This is a genomic window from Rhizobium sp. 9140 (assembly GCF_900067135.1).
In the GTDB taxonomy this organism is placed as follows: domain Bacteria; phylum Pseudomonadota; class Alphaproteobacteria; order Rhizobiales; family Rhizobiaceae; genus Ferranicluibacter.
Genome location: NZ_FJUR01000005.1, coordinates 70,736 through 90,604, shown reverse-complemented (window position 1 = coordinate 90,604; position 19,869 = coordinate 70,736). Strand labels below are relative to the sequence as shown.

General features: G+C 60.9%; 20 protein-coding genes and 2 pseudogenes. 13 read left to right on the top strand and 9 right to left on the bottom strand.

The annotated features are described in order from the left end of the window. Window positions 1-222: 222 nt before the first annotated feature. The 4 genes and pseudogenes from GA0004734_RS24240 to GA0004734_RS24225 form a co-directional block, all read left to right on the top strand. Entirely contained in the window at window positions 223-531 is a 309-nt protein-coding gene (locus GA0004734_RS24240; RefSeq protein WP_245292635.1) for a cytochrome c, read from the top strand. Window positions 532-650: 119 nt separating this feature from the next. Further along, window positions 651-2,147 carry an IS21 family transposase gene (gene istA / locus GA0004734_RS24235; RefSeq protein WP_139056207.1) on the top strand — a complete coding sequence of 499 codons (1,497 nt, stop codon included), beginning with the start codon at window positions 651-653 and terminating at the stop codon, window positions 2,145-2,147. After that, complete coding sequence (gene istB / locus GA0004734_RS24230) at window positions 2,144-2,902, top strand: IS21-like element helper ATPase IstB (RefSeq protein ID WP_092930036.1); 759 nt, start codon at window positions 2,144-2,146, stop codon at window positions 2,900-2,902. The genes istA and istB overlap by 4 nt, the downstream gene beginning before the upstream one ends. 135 nt (window positions 2,903-3,037) lie before the next feature. Then, window positions 3,038-3,307, top strand: a pseudogene (locus tag GA0004734_RS24225) (cytochrome c); the annotation flags it as partial. Window positions 3,308-3,350: 43 nt separating this feature from the next. Here the strand turns inward: GA0004734_RS24225 and GA0004734_RS24220 are convergent. From GA0004734_RS24220 to GA0004734_RS24210, 3 genes are all read right to left on the bottom strand, one after another. Then, window positions 3,351-4,565, bottom strand: a complete 1,215-nt coding sequence (locus GA0004734_RS24220) for an acyltransferase family protein (protein WP_092938580.1) — start codon at window positions 4,563-4,565, stop codon at window positions 3,351-3,353. Between the two features lie 239 nt (window positions 4,566-4,804). Next, a complete protein-coding gene (locus GA0004734_RS24215; RefSeq protein WP_092938578.1) occupies window positions 4,805-5,314 on the bottom strand; it encodes a hypothetical protein in 510 nt (169 codons plus the stop codon). After that, entirely contained in the window at window positions 5,311-5,499 is a 189-nt protein-coding gene (locus GA0004734_RS24210; RefSeq protein ID WP_092938576.1) for a hypothetical protein, read from the bottom strand. The genes GA0004734_RS24215 and GA0004734_RS24210 overlap by 4 nt, the downstream gene beginning before the upstream one ends. A 163-nt stretch (window positions 5,500-5,662) precedes the next feature. Here GA0004734_RS24210 and GA0004734_RS24205 point away from each other — a divergent pair, with 163 nt between their 5' ends. Further along, window positions 5,663-6,250, top strand: a complete 588-nt coding sequence (locus GA0004734_RS24205; RefSeq protein WP_092938574.1) for a TetR/AcrR family transcriptional regulator — start codon at window positions 5,663-5,665, stop codon at window positions 6,248-6,250. Window positions 6,251-6,270: 20 nt separating this feature from the next. Here GA0004734_RS24205 and GA0004734_RS24200 read toward each other — a convergent pair whose 3' ends face one another. The 5 genes from GA0004734_RS24200 to GA0004734_RS24175 all read right to left on the bottom strand — a co-directional run bounded on the left by GA0004734_RS24200 (window position 6,271) and on the right by GA0004734_RS24175 (window position 10,707). After that, window positions 6,271-6,546: a hypothetical protein gene (locus GA0004734_RS24200; protein WP_139056343.1), complete on the bottom strand. Its 276-nt coding sequence runs from the start codon at window positions 6,544-6,546 to the stop codon at window positions 6,271-6,273. A 204-nt stretch (window positions 6,547-6,750) separates the two neighbouring features. Beyond that, complete coding sequence (gene cueR / locus GA0004734_RS24190) at window positions 6,751-7,191, bottom strand: Cu(I)-responsive transcriptional regulator (RefSeq protein WP_092938570.1); 441 nt, start codon at window positions 7,189-7,191, stop codon at window positions 6,751-6,753. Between the two features lie 51 nt (window positions 7,192-7,242). Then, window positions 7,243-9,723: a heavy metal translocating P-type ATPase gene (locus GA0004734_RS24185; RefSeq protein WP_092938568.1), complete on the bottom strand. Its 2,481-nt coding sequence runs from the start codon at window positions 9,721-9,723 to the stop codon at window positions 7,243-7,245. Between the two features lie 56 nt (window positions 9,724-9,779). Continuing rightward, the gene (locus GA0004734_RS24180) at window positions 9,780-10,343 is read right to left on the bottom strand and encodes a Crp/Fnr family transcriptional regulator (RefSeq protein WP_245292634.1); all 564 of its coding nucleotides are present in this window, start codon (window positions 10,341-10,343) and stop codon (window positions 9,780-9,782) included. Further along, window positions 10,288-10,707: a DUF1264 domain-containing protein gene (locus tag GA0004734_RS24175; RefSeq protein ID WP_092938564.1), complete on the bottom strand. Its 420-nt coding sequence runs from the start codon at window positions 10,705-10,707 to the stop codon at window positions 10,288-10,290. The genes GA0004734_RS24180 and GA0004734_RS24175 overlap by 56 nt, the downstream gene beginning before the upstream one ends. A gap of 96 nt (window positions 10,708-10,803) precedes the next feature. Here GA0004734_RS24175 and GA0004734_RS24170 point away from each other — a divergent pair. Further along, window positions 10,804-11,037 (top strand): annotated as a pseudogene (locus GA0004734_RS24170) (type II toxin-antitoxin system RelE/ParE family toxin); the annotation flags it as partial. A 191-nt stretch (window positions 11,038-11,228) separates the two neighbouring features. On the opposite strand, the gene GA0004734_RS24165 reads toward GA0004734_RS24170, so the two are convergent. Then, window positions 11,229-11,432, bottom strand: coding sequence for a heavy-metal-associated domain-containing protein (locus tag GA0004734_RS24165; RefSeq protein WP_092938562.1), 204 nt, complete (start codon window positions 11,430-11,432; stop codon window positions 11,229-11,231). A 254-nt stretch (window positions 11,433-11,686) separates the two neighbouring features. Between GA0004734_RS24165 and GA0004734_RS24160 the strand changes: the two genes are divergently transcribed. The 7 genes from GA0004734_RS24160 to GA0004734_RS24130 all read left to right on the top strand — a co-directional run bounded on the left by GA0004734_RS24160 (window position 11,687) and on the right by GA0004734_RS24130 (window position 19,852). Continuing rightward, entirely contained in the window at window positions 11,687-12,046 is a 360-nt protein-coding gene (locus tag GA0004734_RS24160; RefSeq protein ID WP_245292632.1) for a hypothetical protein, read from the top strand. 124 nt (window positions 12,047-12,170) lie between these two features. Continuing rightward, window positions 12,171-12,575 carry a FixH family protein gene (locus tag GA0004734_RS24155; protein ID WP_245292631.1) on the top strand — a complete coding sequence of 135 codons (405 nt, stop codon included), beginning with the start codon at window positions 12,171-12,173 and terminating at the stop codon, window positions 12,573-12,575. Next, window positions 12,572-13,996, top strand: coding sequence for an efflux RND transporter periplasmic adaptor subunit (locus GA0004734_RS24150; RefSeq protein WP_175386680.1), 1,425 nt, complete (start codon window positions 12,572-12,574; stop codon window positions 13,994-13,996). Before GA0004734_RS24155 ends, GA0004734_RS24150 begins: the two co-directional genes overlap by 4 nt. Further along, a complete protein-coding gene (locus GA0004734_RS24145; protein WP_092938556.1) occupies window positions 13,993-17,169 on the top strand; it encodes an efflux RND transporter permease subunit in 3,177 nt (1,058 codons plus the stop codon). The genes GA0004734_RS24150 and GA0004734_RS24145 overlap by 4 nt, the downstream gene beginning before the upstream one ends. Before the next feature lie 203 nt (window positions 17,170-17,372). Next, window positions 17,373-17,771, top strand: coding sequence for a hypothetical protein (locus GA0004734_RS24140; protein WP_245292630.1), 399 nt, complete (start codon window positions 17,373-17,375; stop codon window positions 17,769-17,771). Between the two features lie 140 nt (window positions 17,772-17,911). Then, on the top strand, window positions 17,912-19,366 hold the full coding sequence (locus tag GA0004734_RS24135) for a multicopper oxidase family protein (protein ID WP_092938552.1): 1,455 nt from the start codon (window positions 17,912-17,914) through the stop codon (window positions 19,364-19,366). Window positions 19,367-19,399: 33 nt separating this feature from the next. After that, entirely contained in the window at window positions 19,400-19,852 is a 453-nt protein-coding gene (locus GA0004734_RS24130; RefSeq protein WP_092938550.1) for a DUF411 domain-containing protein, read from the top strand. The last annotated feature ends 17 nt before the right edge of the window (window positions 19,853-19,869 follow it).

Below are 19,869 nucleotides of genomic sequence, written 5' to 3'. Positions count from 1 at the left end.
ACGGCCAGCAATTCTCTCGCGCATCTTCGAATGGTTTGGCTTACGGCGATCATGTTTTCGCTCGGACCCTATTATCGTATTCAAGCACAGTGCAGTGCCGTTGCAAGAGTTGCGTTGATCTTGATCAAACGCGAGGACGTTTCCAGACCCCGAAGGTTGGGCCTCCAACCGCCGGGATGGTCAAAAGCGGGAGGAACAGCCTCCGGGAAAATGGAGTGTAGCATGGGGATGGATGCGAGCGCGACGAAACTAGCCGTTCTTGTGCTTCCGATAGCCGTATTCGCCACGGCGTTCTCCGTAGAAACCGCCCAAACCGCCGCGCCCGGCAACGTTGTCCAAAGACAGGACGGCATGAAGGCGATGGCAAACTCCGCCAAGACCATCAACGCAATGTTCAAGGATTCGTCGCCCTACGACGCAAAAGCGTTCAAAGCGGCCGCCGAGACCATTCGGGCTCACTCTGGGGTTACCCTTTCGGCGCTGTTCGACGGTTCCGTCACCACGGCTGGCTCAAAAGCCAGCCCAAGCTGAGAGCGGCGGTGCAAAATTAGACCACGGTAGCGGCGGGATTGTCCCGCTTCGGGCGGCGTAAAAGTCGGCCACCTATTTCTCTTCTGCAATGAGCGCAGGAGGGCCTGGGGATCTATACCGTGGAATTATATCTGAAGGTTCGACTGGCTTGCTCGGAAGGCATGAGCCGGCGTCAGGCTGCAAAGCATTTCAACATATCGCGCGACAGCGTTTCCAAGATGCTGTCCTATTCGACGCCACCTGGCTATCAGCGACAATCACCGATCCGGCGGCCCAAGCTGGATGCGTTTGTCTCGACGATCGATCACTGGCTGGACGAAGACAGACAAGTGCCGCGCAAGCAGCGCCATACGGCCAAGCGGGTGTTTGACCGGCTTCGAGACGAATGCGGGTTCACTGGCGGCTATACGATCATCAAGGATTACATGCGCGAGCGGGATCAGCGCCGCCAGGAAGTGTTCGTGCCGCTGTCGCATCCGCCCGGCCATGCGCAGGCCGATTTCGGTGAGGCGATGGTGGTCATCGGCGGTGTCGAGCAGAAGGCGCATTTCTTCGTGCTCGACCTTCCGCACAGCGACGGCTGCTACGTGCGGGCCTATCCGGCGGCAGTGGCCGAGGCCTGGGTCGATGGCCATGTCCATGCGTTCGCTTTCTTCGGCGCCGTGCCGCAATCGATCGTCTACGACAACGACCGTTGCCTGGTGGCGAAGATTTTGCCTGACGGCACCCGCAAGCGCGCGACGTTGTTCAGCGGCTTCCTGTCCCACTACCTTATCCGGGATCGCTATGGCCGTCCCGGCAAGGGCAACGACAAGGGGAACGTCGAGGGTCTCGTCGGCTATGCCCGGCGCAACTTCATGGTACCGATCCCGCAGTTTGCGACATGGGAGGCGTTCAACACCTTTCTGGAGGAGCAGTGCCGGAAGCGCCAGCGCGACAGGCTGCGCGGCGAGAGCGAGACGATCGGCGAGCGCTTGCGGCGCGATCTGGCTGCCATGCGCGCCTTGCCAGCCTCGCCATTTGATGCCTGCGACCAGGCAAGTGCCAAGGTGACGGCGCAGTCGCTGGTGCGCTACAAGACCAACGACTATTCCGTCCCGGTCGCCTATGGCCATCAGGATGTGTGGGTGCGCGGCTATGTCAACGAAGTGGTCATTGGTGGCCGTGGCGAGATCATCGCCCGCCATCCTCGGTGCTGGGAACGGGAAGACGTCGTCTTCGATCCTGTCCATTACCTGCCGCTGATCGAGCAGAAGATCAATTCGCTGGATCAGGCAGCGCCCCTCCAGGGCTGGGACTTGCCGCAAGAGTTCGCTACGCTGCGCCGGTTGATGGAAGGCCGCATGGCCAAACACGGCCGGCGTGAGTACGTGCAGGTCCTCCGCCTGCTGGAGAGCTTCGAACTCGCCGATCTGCATGCGGCGGTGAAGCAGGCGATCCAGCTTGGCGCCATTGGCTTTGACGCCGTCAAGCATCTGATCCTGTGCCGGGTGGAACGCCGGCCGCCCAGACTGGACCTGTCCATCTACCCGTATTTGCCGAGGGCGACGGTCGAGACGACATCGGCGAAGGCGTATATGCGTCTCCTGTCGTCGGATGCGGGAGAAGTCGCATGAACACCCAAGCACCCGAGATCCTTCTCACCCATTATCTCAAAACCCTGAAGCTGCCGAGTTTCCAGCGCGAGTACCAGAAGCTGGCCCGGCTGTGCGCCACCGAAGGCGTCGATCATGTCGGATACCTCACCCGGCTTGCCGAGCGGGAGATGATCGAACGGGACCGTCGCAAGGTCGAGCGTCGCATCAAGGCGGCCAGGTTCCCGGTCGTCAAAAGCCTCGACAGTTTCGACTTCGCCGCCATCCCAAAGCTGAACAGGATGCAGGTGCTGGAACTGGCGCGCTGCGAATGGATCGAGCGCAGGGAGAACGTTATCGCTCTCGGCCCCAGCGGCACGGGCAAGACCCATGTGGCGCTCGGCCTCGGCCTGGCCGCCTGCCAGAAGGGCCTGTCCGTTGGGTTCACGACAGCGGCCGCACTGGTCAGCGAGATGATGGAGGCGCGCGACGAGCGGCGTCTCATCCGGTTCCAGAAGCAGATGGCCGCCTACCAGCTGTTGATCATCGATGAACTGGGCTTCGTGCCGCTGTCAAAGACCGGCGCGGAATTGCTGTTCGAGCTGATCTCGCAACGATACGAGCGAGGCGCGACCCTGATCACCAGCAACCTTCCTTTTGACGAATGGACGGAAACCTTGGGGTCCGAGCGCCTGACCGGCGCTTTGCTCGACCGCATCACCCATCACGTCAGCATCCTCGAGATGAACGGCGACAGCTATCGTCTCGCCCAAAGCCGCGCCCGAAAGGCCGGCTGACGCCCTTCGAAAATCGCAACGCGCGCATGAGACCCCCGCTCGGGCCTAAGCCCTCCCGGCGGTCTCATGCGCGCGCCACAAGTGGCCGACTTTTGCGCCGCCGCGTGGCAGGATTTTACTCCGCCGTTGACACCAAGCATTGAAACCGACCGTCAACAGTTCGACAAGCTGGCAAAAGACCTTGGCATCTACGCGTCCGCGCTGTCTGTCGCAGCAGACCGAAATCCCGACAGGCTTGGACCCGGAACGCGGATGCAAACGGAAGATGCTATGGGAGGCGGACCGCTCGCAAGAAAGGTCGATGCAGCGAGAGATGCAGCATCGATGCCTGCAGAACACGCTTTCCACATGATGCTTCAAACTTGCACGTCGTGCCACGCGAAGTTCCGGATCGAAATCAAGTAGCAGGTAGTTGCAACCGCTGCTGGCACCCTCCAAAGCAGGTAGGTCATTTGCTCGGAGAGAGAACGCGATCCCGAAGAAGGAGGAAAGTCCTCTCTACACAAAACCAGAGCACGGTTGCTACCGCAAAGCTGGTGGCCAGATAAACCACAAAGCCGAAACCGCCCTGAAGGTTCTCTTCTACGAAGACAAGCCTGTCGACATGGAAGACCGACTTGTGGGTCAGATACAGGCTATATGACAATGTGGCGACCATCACCGCACCCGGAACAGGCAACCGTTTCAGAATATGCTCCAAGTCGAGCATAGCGCCAAGAATGAGCGCGATCCCGATTGAAATGAGCGGGAAACCGGCCACCGCACCAGGTTGCGCCTGGAAGACGAGAAAGAGATTGGTTCCTTCAAGCGGCCCTCGAATCGAGAACAACACAAGAGCTGCGACGAAGAGGGCGACACCTACCGGCAGGGCAACACGCGGAGGCGCGTAACGCTTGCAGAGTTCCGGTCTGAAAAATCTCGCGGCAGCAAGGATCACGCCGAACATCAGGCCATCCAGGCGGGTGTATGTCGGGTAATATACGTCCCTGAGGTATACGGCGAAGGCATCTCTCAGCTTGTCGGCATCAACAAGAACGCCGACCTGGCTTTCCCAAATCGCGTATCGAAGGATCATTCCCGCAACCACCATCGCCGCAGCGATTAGAAGCATCCAGCCCGTGCTAATTCGACGATGCAACAGCAATACGAGAAGAGGCAAGACCAAATAGAAATGCTCCTCGACACAAAGCGACCATGCCTGCGTAAAGGCTCGTCCTACGCGAGGGTCGAAGTCGAAATTCACAGTGAAGGTCGCAAAGCTCCAGACCGGTTGCATCGTCGGAGCGTCCCGGAGAATGGGGAAAATCGCGTAGAGGCCGAGGACAACGAAAAACGCCGGGAAAATACGAAAGGCACGACGCAGATAGAAGGACTTCAGCCCAACGCTTCCGGTTCGCGAAACTTCCTTGAAGAGTTGGGTTCCGATCAGAAACCCGCTCAAAACAAAGAAAATATCGACCCCTAGCCATGCGTAGGTACGAATTCCGACCAACAGGGATGGTGTCGCCTCGACTGGTAGGTGCACCAGCATAACAAGCAGGATCGCCAATGATCGGAGAACATCGGGGCCAACCGCCCTTGATTGTACCTTCTCCGTGGCTTGAGACGCGAGACTTCCTGCTGATGGGAAATACGCAGAATCTGAATTGACAATAGTGTTCATTGTGACGATCCGTGGCTGTCTCTGAAAAAATTCGGACACGCCCAGGGACGTGTTGGTGCAACCATAGCTTTCTTTTCTCAGATCGAAACAGGCAGATTCATATCGATAAAATTAACCTAAATTTTTCGTAAATTCTGAAGTGTTGTCGCCCAACCCTGCGCGAAGTCGCTACTGTGGCAGACAGTGGCGTTTGCAACCTCTTCCCCGAAATCCCTGCGGCGTTGCTACACCGGGTTACCCTACTGGTTGTGCTGTTTACGCCACCCGTATCGGGTCATCCCACGGGGCTTGTAGACCGACAGTGTTGTCGTCACGAGCAATACGACGAGGCCACCCGCGGCATGGACAACGAGCGAGCGCCTGAGACCGAGGAGATCGACACTGGACAATGTCGTCGCGACCGCCACCGACGCGACGTGGGTTATTCCCTCCAACTGGAGCAGCAAGATAATCATCGTCAGGAGGGTCAGAAGGAGTTTCGCCAGAACCCAATAGTGTCGAAACAAGCCCCATGAGGTGCCAAGAGACTGAGCTACGCCGATTAGCAACGAGGCGGAAACCGAAGGGACAATGACAAAACGGGCGATCACCTCCATTGCGACATAGACGCTCCGCGTTACCTGAGCATCCTGACTCGTGAGCCCTGCGACCGCGAGAGCGAGGAATCCCGCGACCGCGCCAAGCGAGCCGACCGAGGAGATGATGTGCGCGACGACAACAATCTTCCGGAGTCCGGGTCTCATATTCATGGGCGATCACCTTGTGGCGTTGTCTGGCTGCCATTGTCGGCAGGCGACAGGTGGCGGCCAGGACCGTGAGGGCCACCAATACCGGTGACCATCAAAGTGAAGACCAAGAAGATCATCACGCCGAAGATGATCCCGGATATTTTCACCCAGCGTGGCATGCCGGGGTAAGGGGGCTGGTCAGCCATGTTCGTTCGCTCCGTCCCGTGCTTCGTCTCTTGCTTGCCTTCAGATCCACGATTAAAATGGACACGGTGTCTGATAACAGATGCGATGTTCACTCATGTCAACAAGTCCGCAGTGTGGAACGGCTGATCCTGGACGACCACTCCGATTTGTCCGGAAATAGTGATGAAAACAACCGAGCATACGATCGACCGCCGCGTCGCCCGCACCAGAAGATCACTGCAACAGGCCCTGATCGCATTGATCCTGGCAAAGGGCTACGATCCGATAACCGTCGAGGAAATCTGCGAAGCGGCAAACGTCGGTCGGTCGACCTTCTACCTTCACTATACGAGCAAGGATGATTTGAAGCGGAGCGGCCTCGACAGCTTGCGCAAGCATCTCGACGCCACGGCTCGCGCGGCGCAGAGTGAACGGGGGAGCCGGAGGTTCGGCTTTAGCCTGGCCATGTTCGAACATGCACGGGAACATGTCGATCTCTACCGGGCGTTGGCGGGCAGCCGTGGAGGTGCGGTTGCGCTCGGCACCATCCGTCAGATACTTTCCGATCTGCTGCGCGACGAACTGGCCGCCGACGGCGACCGGGGTTCTCCGGACGCCATCCCGCGCGAACTTGTCGCGCAATACGTCGTGGGCGCCTACATGGCCGTGCTGACGTGGTGGTTGGATGGGGGCACCAAGCTGCCACCCGACCGGATCGATGCGATCTTTCGCCGCCTGGCGACCGAGGGCGCGATGGTGAAGGACTCTTGAAAAGCTAGACCGCCAAGCGCTCATTTCAAGGCGGCGATGAGCGAGAACGCAAGAATCCCGACGACGACGACGAGGGCGGCAACAAGGAGCATGCGTCTCACTCCACTGATGGCGGAGGCAGGAATTCGTCTGCGCCGCCGCGGCGGGGATTTGAAGCCGAGCGATGGATTGTCCCTAACGAGCTTCTTTCTTCCAGTCATGGTCGCCACCTCGATGCAGCAACGGAGCATCGTCGGTTGAAATTTCAGCACACCTTTTTTTCGACAACTCCTTCTGCGATGGCTATCGTGCGCCATCCAGGATATCGCAACCTGCTTCCCGGATAAACCACTCTTCATGCGTCGCCTGAAACCCGTTACTCCGTACTTGCTGCTGACGGTGGGCGCGCATGCGACGTTCGGCATCCTGCGCAAGCCGGATGCAACGAAGGACGCAGCCGAGCATGCATTCCACCTGATGTTGCAGACGTGCGCGGCCTGTCATGCCAAACTCCGGAAGCCCTAGACGACGTTCGAGAGGCCGAACTTCGACGGCACCCCGAACCCGTCCCCGAGAGTTTCAGCAAATCCTTCGATGATTGGGCATTCCGGGCGGTCATCGCCATGACAATGGCTGGCGAGATGCTTCAGCGTCTTCGTCATGGCGGCGATTGCCGCGGCCTTCCGCTCAAGTTCGGCGATGTGCTCGAGGGCGATCGCCTTGACGTCGGAGCTCGCCCTCGAACGGTCCCGCCAGAGCGCCAGCAGGGCCTTCATCTGCTCGACCGAGAATCCGAGGTCGCGGGCGCGGCGGATGAAGCGCAGCGTGTGGACGTCGTTGTCGGCGTAGGTCCGGTAGCTAGACTGGGTGCGGTGCGCGGGCGTGATCAGCTTGATCTGCTCGTAGTACCTGATCATCTTTGTCGAGACGCCGGACGCCTTCGAGGCTTCGCCGATATTCATTTTCGTTCTCCTTTGAATGCAAGAAAGAGCGTCACATGGACGTCCCTGGTTTTAGTTCGTCTTGAAGCGCCGCAGTCGCAATGCGTTCGCCAACACAAAGACGCTCGAAAGGCCCATCGCGGCGGCGGCGAGGATCGGCGACAGAAGCGTGCCGTTCAGCGGGTAGAGAACGCCCGCGGCGACGGGGACCAGGCTGACGTTGTAGCCGAAAGCCCAGAACAGGTTCTGCCGTATGTTGCGGATCGTCGCCTTGCTGATGGCGATCGCCCGCGGCACTCCGTTGAGATCACCCGACATCAGCACGACGTCGGCGCTCTCGATGGCGATATCGGTTCCGGTTCCGACAGCAAGACCGATGTCGGCTTCGGACAGAGCGGGCGCGTCGTTGATGCCGTCGCCGATAAAGGCCACCTTCCGTCCGCCCTCGCGCAGCTTCCCGACGGCTTTGACCTTTCCTTCGGGCAGGACTTCGGCGACCACTTCGTCGATGCCGAGCTGGCGGGCGATGGCTTGCGCCGTGCGGCTGTTGTCGCCCGTGATCATCGCCACCTTGAGGCCGAGCGCGTGTAGCGCTTTGATCGCTTCTGGCGTCGTCTCCTTTACCGGATCGGAGACGGCGATGATGGCGGCGAGCCTGCCGTCGATCGCGGCATAGAGCGGCGACTTGCCTGCGTCGCCCAATGCGATGGCTTCCTCCGCGAACGATGCGACGTCGATGCCGTTCTTCGCCATGGACCGGTCAGCGCCGACAAGCACGTTATAGCCATCGACCCCGCCACTGACACCGTAGCCGGCAGCAGCTTCGAATCCAAAGACATCAGCGAGCTTCAGGTCAGCCGCCTTCGCTGCAGCCACGATGGCTTCAGCGATCGGATGCTCGGACTGGGTCTCAAGGCTGGCGACCAGACGGAGGACGTCGTTCCGGTCGAATCCTTCGGCAGTGACGAGGTCGGTCAGCTCGGGCTTGCCCTTGGTCAGGGTGCCAGTCTTATCCAGCGCCACGACATCGACATCGCGGAGTGTCTGCAGGGCCTCGCCCTTGCGGAAGAGGATACCCAGTTCCGCGGCCCGGCCTGTGCCGACCATGATGGAGGTCGGGGTCGCCAGACCCATGGCGCACGGGCAGGCGATGATCAGGACCGCGACGGCGTTGACCAGGCCGAAGGTGAGCGCGGGCGAGGGGCCGATCAGCAACCATGCCACGAAGGTGAGGCTGGCTGCCGCGATGACGGCGGGGACGAACCATCCTGTGACGCGGTCGACCAGCGCCTGGATCGGCAGCTTCGAACCCTGCGCCGCCTCGACCATTTTGATGATCTGGGCAAGCAGCGTGTCCGATCCGATCTTCGTCGCTTCGAAAGTGAAGGACCCGGTCTTGTTGATCGTGCCGCCGACGACGTCTGCGCCGGCGGCTTTCTTCACCGGAACGGGTTCGCCCGTGATCATGGACTCGTCGACATAGGATAAGCCATCGACGACGCGGCCGTCGACGGGAACCTTCTCGCCCGGACGAATGCGAACAATGTCGCCAAGCACGACGTCGCCGATTTCGGTTTCCAAGAACTCTGGGCCGCGTTTGACGTATGCGGTCTTCGCCTGCAGGCCGATCAGGTGCTTGATCGCCTGGCTGGTCTTGCCCTTGGCGCGGGCCTCGAGATAGCGGCCGAGCAGGATCAGCGTGACGATGACGGCGGCCGCCTCGTAGTAGACGTTCTCCGTGCCCGCTGGGAGCACATCCGGCAGGAAGGTCGCCACCACAGAATAGCCCCAGGCGGCCGCCGTGCCGAGCGCCACCAGCGAATTCATGTCCGGCGTCCATCGCAGGAGATTGGGCACACCTTTGCTGAAGAAGCGCAGGCCGGGTCCGAAGAGGACGAGCGTCGCCAGGACGAACTGGAGGACCAGATTGTTCTCCATGCCGATATTGACCATGATCCAGTCATGGACGGCCGGAATGAAATGCGATCCCATTTCCAGAACGAACAACGGAAGGGTGAGGGCAGCCGATAGCGCCAGCGACAGTTTCAGGCGCGCGGTCTCGCGGTTGCGTCGGTCCTCGTTGTCATCCGCGGAAGTGTCCACTGTTACTTTACGGACATCGTATCCCGCGGCACGAACGGCATCTTCCAAAGCGGAGACAGTCGTGCCGGCGACGATGCGGACCGTCGCCCTCTCCGTCGCGAGGTTAACGGTGGCTTCTCTTACGCCCGGAACGGCCTTCAGAGCTTTTTCCACACGGGAGACGCACGATGCGCATGTCATGCCTTCGATGCCCAGCTCGCGGGTCTCGATCCTGGGTTCGTAGCCCGCCTTCTCTATGGCCTGGAGGACGGCGTCCGTCGGGACGGGTTCGTTGTATGTGACGGTGGCCCGCTCGGTCGCCAGGTTCACCGTGGCTGAGGCAACGCCCGGAACCGCGGCAATGGCCCTTTCGACCCTGACGACGCAGGAGGCGCAGCTCATGCCTTCGATTCCGAAATCGGTCGGAACGGGCAGCGTCTTGGATGGGGCTATCGTGGTCATGGCAGTCATTGGGGCGATTCCTCTGTTAACTGCTCCTATAGGTAATCCTTCCAATGATGGGAAGGTCAAGGGCTGTTTTTGAAAGAACCCGTATCTTTGTCGACCCGCGCGTCTCTCCGGGCGAATTCACGATACAGCGCTTCGGCCGACACCCCGATCTCGTCTGCCAGTTGCCGCCATGCTCGCTTGGATGGGAGCGCTCCATCATTCCATGCGATCCAGGCATCAAGCCTTGCCCTGACTGTTTGGAGCGACATGATCTCCGCCCGTTTCCGGGTGGCTTGCAGTTCAAGGGCGAGGTAGCCGGACCATCGGTTGACGAAAACCAGATCGGATTCGAGCAGCCTTATGACGTCTCCGACAGGCACGGCCGATACGGTCGCCGCCGATACCGCGATTGCGTCGCAGTGGTAACGGTCAAAAAAGACGGATGTCTCGGCGAGGATTTTATCCGGCATGGCTCGCTGGAACACGGCCGAGGCTCCATCCGACTGGTGACGCGATTTTGGTCTTGAAGGGATTGACGGGCAAAGGCCCTTTACAGAAGGATTTCCTGTAGGCGGTTCGGCTTTGTTAGTATCCCGAAGGAGATAGACTTTTCCATAGGTTTCGAGGATGCTTTCGACCACCTTCTTTCCCTTCCTCCGATAGGTCCGGAAGGGTGGCCGACACCTTCGGCACTTCGGTCCTGTAATAGTGCCACATCGGCTTTTCGCTATCAGTCAACTCGCCGTAAGCGTCCGGACCAACGATGACCTCAACACCGACGAGGCGCGCATCCGCATTGTCGCTTGCAAAGAGCAGACACTGGCTCATTCCGTCCGCAACTGGCTTGCAGAAATGGTGGGCGATCATGTCCTTGTTGCCGGGAAAGTGAAGTTTTGCATCGACGTGAAACGAGAACCCTTCAGCGGGTTTTGGGCCAGCGGCCTGTGCGGGAGCTGCTGCTAGCAGCGACGTGAATATGACGGTAAGGATTGGCTGCGCTTTCATGGATTCCTCCCATGTCTTTAGCCGAACCGGGCAGTCGGCGTCATTCAGTGCGATATTGCAAGCATGGTCGGGCTTCTTTAAGCCAAGGGATCCCAACTTCCCTTCCCTTACTCTTCCGGTATCGAAGGCTCCAAGCACAAGCATATGCGTGAATTGCGGATTCAACGCGGCGCCGAACCCTACCGGCTGTTCTATGCCTTCGATCCGCGCCGCACTGCCATTCTGTTGGTCGACGGCAGTAAAACCGGCGACGACCGTTTCTATGAGGTCATGCTTCCGGTCGCTGACCGCTTATATGGCAATTACCTGATCGAGATCAGGAAGGATTGATATGACTGGACATCGCTCCTTTAACGACCTGCGCAACCGGATGTCGCCGGAACGCCGCGCCCGCAATAATGAAGCGACCAAGGCCATGCTCGAGTCTGACGGAAACGCAGATCGGAAACTATAAAGAGCGAGGGAATGCAAGCCCCTCGGACAGTAGGCCGCCGCCGCGTTTGAACGCGACGGCGGGGGAGTTATCGCTTCGTGTAGGACACCGGATATCCGGCACCCTCGATAGCTTGGCCGATGACGGCAGGTTCGAGCGTCGTCTCGACGGTTACCTTCTTCGAGGCAAGGTCGACAGTTGCCACTGAGGCGGGATCGGCGGCCCTGATGGCCTTTTCGACGGTGCCCTTGCAGTGGCCGCAGGTCATGTTCGGGATGTCAAACTCATACATCTATTGTCTCCTTTTTGAGGTTGTTGCCTCAATGTAGGGCTTCCAACGATGGGAAGGTCAAGAGGGTGAGTTTCCCATGGAACGAGATGTAATCTTTTCAGAAGTTTGGTGCACTGGAAGCGAAAACCATGACTTGTGTGACGGAATCTCTTCCAGAGAGTGTACGTTTACCTAGAATTATAACGCGGCAGCACATTTTCGTGAGACCTCTTCCAAGATCGCCCGCTCCATGCCACACTAAGCGGATGAGGTTCATGAAGGTCATCCATCGACTGCTGTTCGTGTCCGCCGTGCTCGGGTTCATTCTTGGTCCCGTCACCATCGGGGCGGCCGAAAGCGCCATGGCGTCTTCCGGATCCGTTGCAATGGACGGTATGGCTGGCATGGACATGCCGGACGACATGCCTTACTGTCTGGAGCAGCCGATGCAGCTGGACTGCGGCAAGGCCTGCCCCCTGGCTTTGATCTGCACGACGACGATCGTCGGCCAATCGGCGAACGATCATGCATTGTCCGTGAATTTTACATGGGTGGCCCGTCAGTTCCCAATCGGGCCGCATTTCGAGCTCGCTTCCGCATTGGTCGACCCGCCAGCCCGCCCTCCAAGAGCCTGATCTCACGTCATTGAAGCACGTCGTCGTTTCGGCAAGGCCGCACCGTTGCGCCCGAACCGGACTGAGGGCGATCCAAATTGACTGAGGACGCGGTTGCGACCCCGTCCGGATGAGACATCAAATCATGAGCAAGACCTATTTCAATGCGAGGACTGCGTTCCTCGCCGGCGCAATGCTGTTCAGCACCGCCACCTCTTCCTTTGCCGGAGCGCAGGACTACGAATTCCAAGCGGTCCAGACCGACGTCAAGCAGGGGCCGGGGGCTGTCGTTTCTGTGCGCCTGGTCGACAAGCGGACGGGTAAGCCCGTTTCCGACGCAGTTATCTTCACCACCCGCATGGATATGGCTCCCGAGGGTATGGAGACGATGACCACGCCCGTGGAGGCATCGAACTCCACCGAGGCCGGCGTCTACGCCTTCACGACAAACCTCTCCATGGAGGGCGGATGGCGGTTCCAGATCGCCGCCAAGGTGCAGGGCGAGTCTGAAACGGTCCAGGGCGAGCTCGTCCTGAAGGCAGTACCGTGAGCACGCCGCGCGTGATCGCCATGTTCTCCCTCGCCGCGATTGTCGGCGGGGGAGGCTACTGGGCTGGAAAGAACGATATCGGCGCGCTGCTCGAACAGCACGTCGGATGGAGCCAGATGGCCGCCGAGGCAGAACCTATGCGCGAACCAACGGGTGCGGTCATCTATTACCGCCACCCCGACGGCCTAGCAGAGTATTCCGCCAGGCCGAAGAACACCGATGACGGTCGGCCATTCGCGGCCGTCCGCGAAAGCGAGGACGTCACTTTCAGTGCGATGAGGGCTGCTCCTGCTGCGGAGACTGCGTCGGCGACGTCCGATCGGAAGGTCCTCTACTACCGCAATCCGATGGGCCTTCCCGACACGTCAAAGGTGCCCAAGAAGGATTCCATGGGCATGGACTACCTTCCGGTCTACGACGGCGACGATGCCGACAGTTCGACCGTCAAGGTGTCGCTCGGCAAGCTCCAGCGGACCGGTGTGAAGACCGGACTGGCGGAAATGACGACGGTCAGCCGCAAGATCCGCGTGCCCGGAACCGTGACGCTCGACGAACGCATGATCAGCATCGTCTCCATGAGGGCGGACGCCTTCGTCGAGGATGTCGCCGATGTCACCACGGGCGACAGGATAACCAAGGGCGAGAACCTCTTCCATTTCTATTCGAAGGAGATCGCCACCGCCGGAGCCGAGTACGCGACCGAGATGCGTAACGGCGGAAAACCAGGCCCCGATACTGGGTCGGCGCTCCGCCTCAAGAACCTCGGCGTGCCGACGGCGACGATCGCCAGCATCGCGGCTGAGCGGAAGGTGCCCCAGAGCATCGCCTACACATCACCGCGCGACGGCGTCGTGCTGGAGCGCATGGCGGTGAGCGGCATGATGGCGGAAGCGGGAGATATCCTCTTCCGGATCGCCGACGTGTCGAAGGTCTGGGTGATCGCCGACGTTCCTGAGTACGAGCTGGGCTCCGTCCGCAAGGGGGCGGTCGTCTCCGTGATCGTTCGCAATCTGCCCGGCACGAAGTTCAAGGGAACGGTCGATCTGATCTATCCCGAGGTCCAGATGCAGACCCGCACGACGAAGGTCCGGATCGAGCTTCCCAATCCGGACGGTCAACTGATGTCCAACATGTATGCCGAGGTCGAGATCGAGGCCGGAGCCGGAAGCCCGGTCGTCGCAGTTCCCAATAGTTCGGTCATCGATACCGGCGACCGCCAGATCGTCTTTCTCGATAAGGGCGAGGGCAGGTTCGAACCGATGGATGTCTCTCTCGGTGTACGCGGTGAGGACATGACCGAAATCACCAAAGGCATCGCCACGGGAGACCGCGTGGTTGTTTCCGCCAACTTCCTTCTCGATGCCGAAAGCAATCTGAATGCCGCGTTGAGCGCTCTCACGCCCGGCGAGGTGAAACCATGATCGCGCATATCATCTCGTGGTCCGCCCGCAATCTCCTGTTGGTCTTCTTCGGCGCGGTGCTGTCCATCGCGGGCGGCGTCTATGCGCTGCGCACCTTGCCGCTCGATGCGATCCCCGATCTGTCCGATGTCCAGGTGATCGTCTTCACCGACTATCCGGGACAGGCTCCGCAGGTCGTTGAGGACCAGGTCACCTATCCGCTGACGACCTCGATGCTGACCGTGCCGAAGTCGAAGGTCGTGCGCGGGTTTTCGTTCTTCGGTGTGTCATTCGTCTACGTGATCTTCGAGGACGGGACCGACCCCTACTGGGCGCGCAGCCGCGTGCTTGAATATCTGAATGCCGCCGCAAGCCGTCTTCCTGACGGGGTGTCGCCGAGCCTCGGCCCGGATGCCACGGGCGTGGGCTGGGTCTACCAATACGCGGTCGTCGCCAAGGAACTGTCGCTGGCCGAACTTCGGTCGCTTCAGGACTGGGTCGTGCGCTTCGCCGTTTCCAAGTCCGAGGGCGTGGCCGAGGTGGCCAGCGTCGGCGGCTTCGTCAAGCAGTACTCCATCGTCGTCGATCCGGCCCGCCTGAAGGCGCAGAACGTGCCGCTGTCGGACATCTCCGACGCCGTCCGCACCAGCAACCGCGACGTCGGCGGCCGTACCGTCGAAATCTCCGAGTTCGAGTTCATGGTGCGCGGCAAGGGCTACCTGCAGGGCATCAAGGACATCGAGAACATCGTCCTCAAGACGAATGCTGGCATCCCGCTGCGTCTTTCGGACGTCGCACGGGTAGAACTGGTTCCGGACGAGCGCCGAGGCATCACCGAGCTGAACGGCGAGGGCGAGGTCGCGAGCGGCATCGTCCTTCAACGCGTTGGAGCCAATGCTCTGACCGTCATCGAGAACGCCAAGGAGAGCCTTGCGGCGATCCAGAACAGCCTGCCTGCCGGAACTGAAATCCTACCCGTCTACGACCGTTCGAAACTGATCGAAGCGGCTATCGAGACCTTGAAGGGCACGCTGATCGAGGAATCGATCGTCGTTGCGCTGGTGACGATCGCCTTCCTTCTGCATGTGCGCAGCGCCCTTGTCGCGATCATCATGCTGCCGATCGGCATCCTGTTCGCCTTCATGGCGATGCGGGCGCTCGGCCTCGGCTCCAACATCATGAGCCTCGGCGGCATCGCCATCGCCATCGGCGCGATGATCGACGCGGCGATCGTGATGATCGAGAACGCCCACAAGCATCTCGAACGCGCGCCACCGGACAAGCCGAGAACGGAAGTCCTGATCGAAGCTGCAAGCGAAGTCGGCCCGCCGCTGTTTTTCAGCCTGCTTATCATCACCGTGTCGTTCCTGCCGATCTTCACGCTGGAATCGCAGGAGGGTCGCCTGTTCGGTCCGCTCGCCTTCACCAAGACTTTCGCCATGGCCGCCGCCGCGCTGCTGTCGATTACATTGGTGCCGGCCCTGATGATCCTGTTCGTCCGGGGCCGCATCGTCCCGGAACACAAGAACCCGCTGAACCGCCTGCTGATCTGGATCTATCGTCCGGTCATTGCTGGCGTCCTGAAGGCCAAGAGCCTGACCATCCTCGCGGCGGTCGCGGTTCTCGCCGTTACCGCCTGGCCTGTCCAGCACATCGGCAGCGAGTTCATGCCCAATCTCGACGAGGGCACGCTGATGTACATGCCGACGACGCTTCCGGGCTTGTCGGTGACGAAGGCGGCAGAGCTCATGCAGACGCAGGACCGCATCATCAAGGCGTTCCCGGAAGTGGAGACGGTGTTCGGCAAGGCGGGGCGGGCGCTGACCGCAACCGATCCGGCTCCGACCGAAATGTTCGAGACCATCATCACGTTGAAGCCGAAATCCGAATGGCGGCCAGGCGTGACATCCGACAGCCTCAAGCAGGAAATGGACGCCGCACTCCAGTTCCCCGGCGTCTCCAATGCCTGGACGATGCCGATCCGCGCCCGTATCGACATGCTCTCGACCGGGATCAGAACCCCGGTCGGCGTCAAGGTCTATGGCACCGACCTCAAGGAGATGGAGAAGGTCGCAAGGAAGATCGAGACTGTTCTGAAGGCGGTTCCGGGAACGTCGAGCGCTTACGCCGAACGGGTGATAGGCGGATACTATCTCGACATCATCCCGGACCGCAACGCGCTCGGGCGCTACGGTCTCACCATAGACGACGTGCAGGACGTCATAGGGATGGCCCTGGGGTCCGAGGTCGTGACGTCAACGGTCGAGGGCAGGGAGCGTTATGGCGTCGCCATCAGGTACCCGAGAGCCTTTCGCAGCGACCCGCAATCCATCGCCCGCGACGTTCAGGTCTCGCTTCCGGGCGGGGGTACCGTTCCACTGGGTGAAGTGGCCGAGGTCAAGCTGACGCGCGGTGCCACGACCATCCGGACGGAGAACGGCCAGCTTGCCGTCTATATCTTCGTCGACATCGCCAACCGGGATCTCGGGGGGTACGTGGAGGAAGCCCAGGCTGCAGTAGCGGCAAGCGTCGAGATGCCCTCAGGCTATTCCGTCGCCTGGAGCGGCCAGTTCGAATATCTCGAACGGGCGAAGGCCCGCCTGACGATCGTCGTTCCGCTGACGCTCGCGCTCATCTTCCTGCTGCTCTTCCTGAACTTCAAGGCGCTGACCGAGACGCTGATCGTCATGCTGTCGCTGCCGTTCGCGCTGGTCGGCGGCATCTGGATGATGTGGTGGCTGGGCTTCAACGCCTCGGTTGCCGTCGCAGTTGGCTTCATCGCGCTCGCGGGCGTTGCGGCGGAGACGGGAGTGATCATGCTCATCTATCTCGACCAGGCTCTGAGGGAGCAGCGCTCGGTATGCGAGGCTGAAGGACGAGCGTTCACGCGAGTCGACCTTCATCAGGCGATCATGGTCGGCGCTGTCGAACGCGTCCGGCCGAAGATGATGACTGTCGTGGCGATCATGGCGGGCCTGGTGCCGATCCTCTGGAGCACAGGTGCCGGCTCGGAAATCATGCAGCGCATCGCCGTGCCGATGATCGGCGGCATGATCTCGTCGACCATCCTCACGCTTGTGGTGATCCCCGCGATCTACGGGTTGGTCAAGGGCTGGCGGTTGCCGACGAGTTTGGACACCGGATTCGTCGACATGGAGCCCGAACAGGCTGCCCTCAAGGAGGCGGCCGAATGAAAGGAGCATGCCATGATGAACGATATGATGGGCAGCGGCATGATGTGGGGCATGGGCCTCGCCGCTGCCATCGGAATCTTCGTGATCGTTCTCGTGATCGCGGCGCTCGTCAAATTTCTGTTCTTCCGCTGAGGCATGCGCGCGCGCCGTCGATCGACGGTTCACGTCGCGGGCGTCCGAACGCTATGAGACGCCGTCACGGCTTGTTTTTGACGCAGTTCGGCGTAATTCTTTGTGTCATGAGACACTGGTCGGCTCGACAGCTTTTGGCGTTGGTCCTCGCGGTTTTTATCGCCGCGGGGATGAGCCTGTCAGTTGCTCAGGCAAGCGGCATGACTGCCAGGATGGCGACGATGTCCGATATGGACATGTCGGCTCACGGCGGCTGTCAGGACTGCCCCGACCAGCCCGGTGGCAACGGCATGAAGGCGATGGCCTGCGGAAATGTCTGCGCCGCCCCGGTTCTTGCGACGCTGCCCGCTGCCGCGGTGCCCATATTGCTCGGCGACAAGGTCGCTACGTCTGTAGCGGGCGATCCGCTCTTGCACGGCAGGGCATTGCTCCCCGATCCCTATCCGCCACGAACCTCCGACATCGGCTGATGTCCGGCTGTCGCGTCAAGCGCCAGTGCAGGACAAGCGAACGCATGCGCATCTGTTTTGCGCCGAGCGGCCAACACGGTGAGAGAAACCGACCAAGGGCCGATGCGTTCCGTCATCCACGATGATCGGAAGGATCGAATGTGAGTACCGAATCCAATAACCTAGTGTCGCGCCGGGGATTGCTCCGGACTGGCGCTGGGCTCTTGCTAACCACAGCATTGCCGCCATTGCCGGGACACGCGGCGGGCCTTAACGAGTATCGGATCGTCGCCGCGCCAGCCCGCGCGCGTCTTGCTGGTGCAAGTCATCCGGAAACCGATGTCTGGGCCTATGACGGCACCATACCGGGCTCGCTCGTGCGCCTGCGCCAAGGTGAGAAAGCCCGTCTCGTCGTCGAAAACCGACTTGACCAGGAGACCACCGTCCATTGGCACGGAATCAGGCTGCCCAACGCCATGGACGGCGTGCCCGGCCTGACGCAACCGCCGATCAAACCGGGCGGGAGTTTTGTCTACGAATTCACCCCGCCGGATGCCGGGACCTTCTGGTACCACCCGCACGCCAACAGCCTTGAGCAACTCGGCCGAGGTCTGGCCGGAGCGGTGATCGTCGAGGAACGCCAACCCGTCGCTGTCGACCAAGATCTTCTCTGGCTACTCACCGATTGGCGACTGACTGACGAAGGCGGGATCGCCTCCGGCTTCGGCAACCGGATGGAAGCGGCGATGTCCGGCCGCGTCGGCAACACGGTCACCCTGAACGGCCAGGTGTCGGAGGCGGAGCCGGTCCGGGCCGGAGAACGCATCCGCCTGCGCCTCGTCAACGGCTCGCTCGCTCGTATCATGGCGCTGCGCTTTGAGGGGCACAGGCCCTTGATCGTCGCGATCGACGGTCAGCCCTGCGATCCGCATGTGCCCGAGCGCGGGCGCATCCTGCTCGGGCCTGCCATGCGCATCGATCTCATGCTCGACATGGAGGGCGAACCGGGTAGGCGCTACGGCGTCATCGACGATTTCTACGACGGACTGTCCTATCCGGTGACGCAGCTCGCCTATGACGACAGGCCGCCCATACGCGAGCATCTTCTCGATACGCCGCTCGACCTGCCGCGCAATCCCTTGCCGGAACCAGATTTCCCCGCGGCTGAGCGGCACACGCTGACGCTCCAGGGCGGCATGATGGGCGGCGGCGCGATGGCCGGCGCCGGTGGCATGATGGGGGGAGGGATGATGCACGGCATGATGGGCATGGGCGGCGGCCCTGCCTGGGCGATCAACGGGATGTCGATGACCGGTGACGGCCATGCCGGCATGAAGCCCGCCCTCACATTTGTCCGCGGACGCAGCATCATACTCGCGATGCACAACGAGACCGCCTGGTGGCACCCGATGCATTTCCATGGCCACAGCTTGGCGGTGCTGAGCCGAAACGGAATGTCCGTACCGCACCGCCAATGGCAGGACACCGTGCTGATGGCACCGAAGGACGTCGTCGAGGTCGCCTTCGTCGCCGACAATCCCGGCGACTGGATGCTGCATTGCCACGTAGTGGACCACCAGATGGCGGGTCTGATGACCGTGCTGCGCGTTGCTTGAAACCAACACTCATTTATCCAAGGAGAAACCGAAATGAACCGTACATTCCGCTTTATGGGCCGCTTCGCCAGCCTCACCGCTCTCATCGCCTTCGCGTCACCTGCACTCGCCGAACCACTTCAGGCGACGCTCTACAAGAACCCGCAGTGCGGCTGCTGCGAAGGCTATGCCACCTATCTCCGCGACAACGGCTTCACTGTTGACGTGAAGCCTACCAACGACCTCCTGGAGATCAGCCACAAGGCCGGCGTGCCGGAGGGGATGGAGGGCTGCCACACCACGTTCATCGACGGTTACGTGATCGACGGACACGTCCCCGTGAACGTTGTGCGGAAGCTCCTCACCGAGAAGCCCGCGATCGCCGGCATCACCCTGCCGGGAATGCCGATGGGTTCGCCCGGCATGGCCGGCACCAAGACGGAAAAATTCGTGATCTATACCGTCACCAAGGACGGCAAGGCACCGTCCGTCTACGCGACGGAATGACTTCGGAACAGGAGGTC

What these genes read in the sequence shown, in the direction of transcription:
- GA0004734_RS24200 (WP_139056343.1), bottom strand. Translation starts at nt 6,546, where the DNA reads ATGGCGCACGATAGCCATCGCAGAAGGAGTTGTCGAAAAAAAGGTGTG.
- GA0004734_RS24130 (WP_092938550.1), top strand. Translation starts at nt 19,400, where the DNA reads ATGAACCGTACATTCCGCTTTATGGGCCGCTTCGCCAGCCTCACCGCT.
- GA0004734_RS24145 (WP_092938556.1), top strand. Translation starts at nt 13,993, where the DNA reads ATGATCGCGCATATCATCTCGTGGTCCGCCCGCAATCTCCTGTTGGTC.
- GA0004734_RS24220 (WP_092938580.1), bottom strand. Translation starts at nt 4,565, where the DNA reads ATGAACACTATTGTCAATTCAGATTCTGCGTATTTCCCATCAGCAGGA.
- GA0004734_RS24240 (WP_245292635.1), top strand. Translation starts at nt 223, where the DNA reads ATGGGGATGGATGCGAGCGCGACGAAACTAGCCGTTCTTGTGCTTCCG.
- cueR (WP_092938570.1), bottom strand. Translation starts at nt 7,191, where the DNA reads ATGAATATCGGCGAAGCCTCGAAGGCGTCCGGCGTCTCGACAAAGATG.
- GA0004734_RS24160 (WP_245292632.1), top strand. Translation starts at nt 11,687, where the DNA reads ATGAAGGTCATCCATCGACTGCTGTTCGTGTCCGCCGTGCTCGGGTTC.
- istB (WP_092930036.1), top strand. Translation starts at nt 2,144, where the DNA reads ATGAACACCCAAGCACCCGAGATCCTTCTCACCCATTATCTCAAAACC.
- GA0004734_RS24210 (WP_092938576.1), bottom strand. Translation starts at nt 5,499, where the DNA reads ATGGCTGACCAGCCCCCTTACCCCGGCATGCCACGCTGGGTGAAAATA.
- GA0004734_RS24155 (WP_245292631.1), top strand. Translation starts at nt 12,171, where the DNA reads ATGAGCAAGACCTATTTCAATGCGAGGACTGCGTTCCTCGCCGGCGCA.
- GA0004734_RS24215 (WP_092938578.1), bottom strand. Translation starts at nt 5,314, where the DNA reads ATGAATATGAGACCCGGACTCCGGAAGATTGTTGTCGTCGCGCACATC.
- GA0004734_RS24175 (WP_092938564.1), bottom strand. Translation starts at nt 10,707, where the DNA reads ATGAAAGCGCAGCCAATCCTTACCGTCATATTCACGTCGCTGCTAGCA.
- GA0004734_RS24185 (WP_092938568.1), bottom strand. Translation starts at nt 9,723, where the DNA reads ATGACTGCCATGACCACGATAGCCCCATCCAAGACGCTGCCCGTTCCG.
- GA0004734_RS24165 (WP_092938562.1), bottom strand. Translation starts at nt 11,432, where the DNA reads ATGTATGAGTTTGACATCCCGAACATGACCTGCGGCCACTGCAAGGGC.
- GA0004734_RS24205 (WP_092938574.1), top strand. Translation starts at nt 5,663, where the DNA reads ATGAAAACAACCGAGCATACGATCGACCGCCGCGTCGCCCGCACCAGA.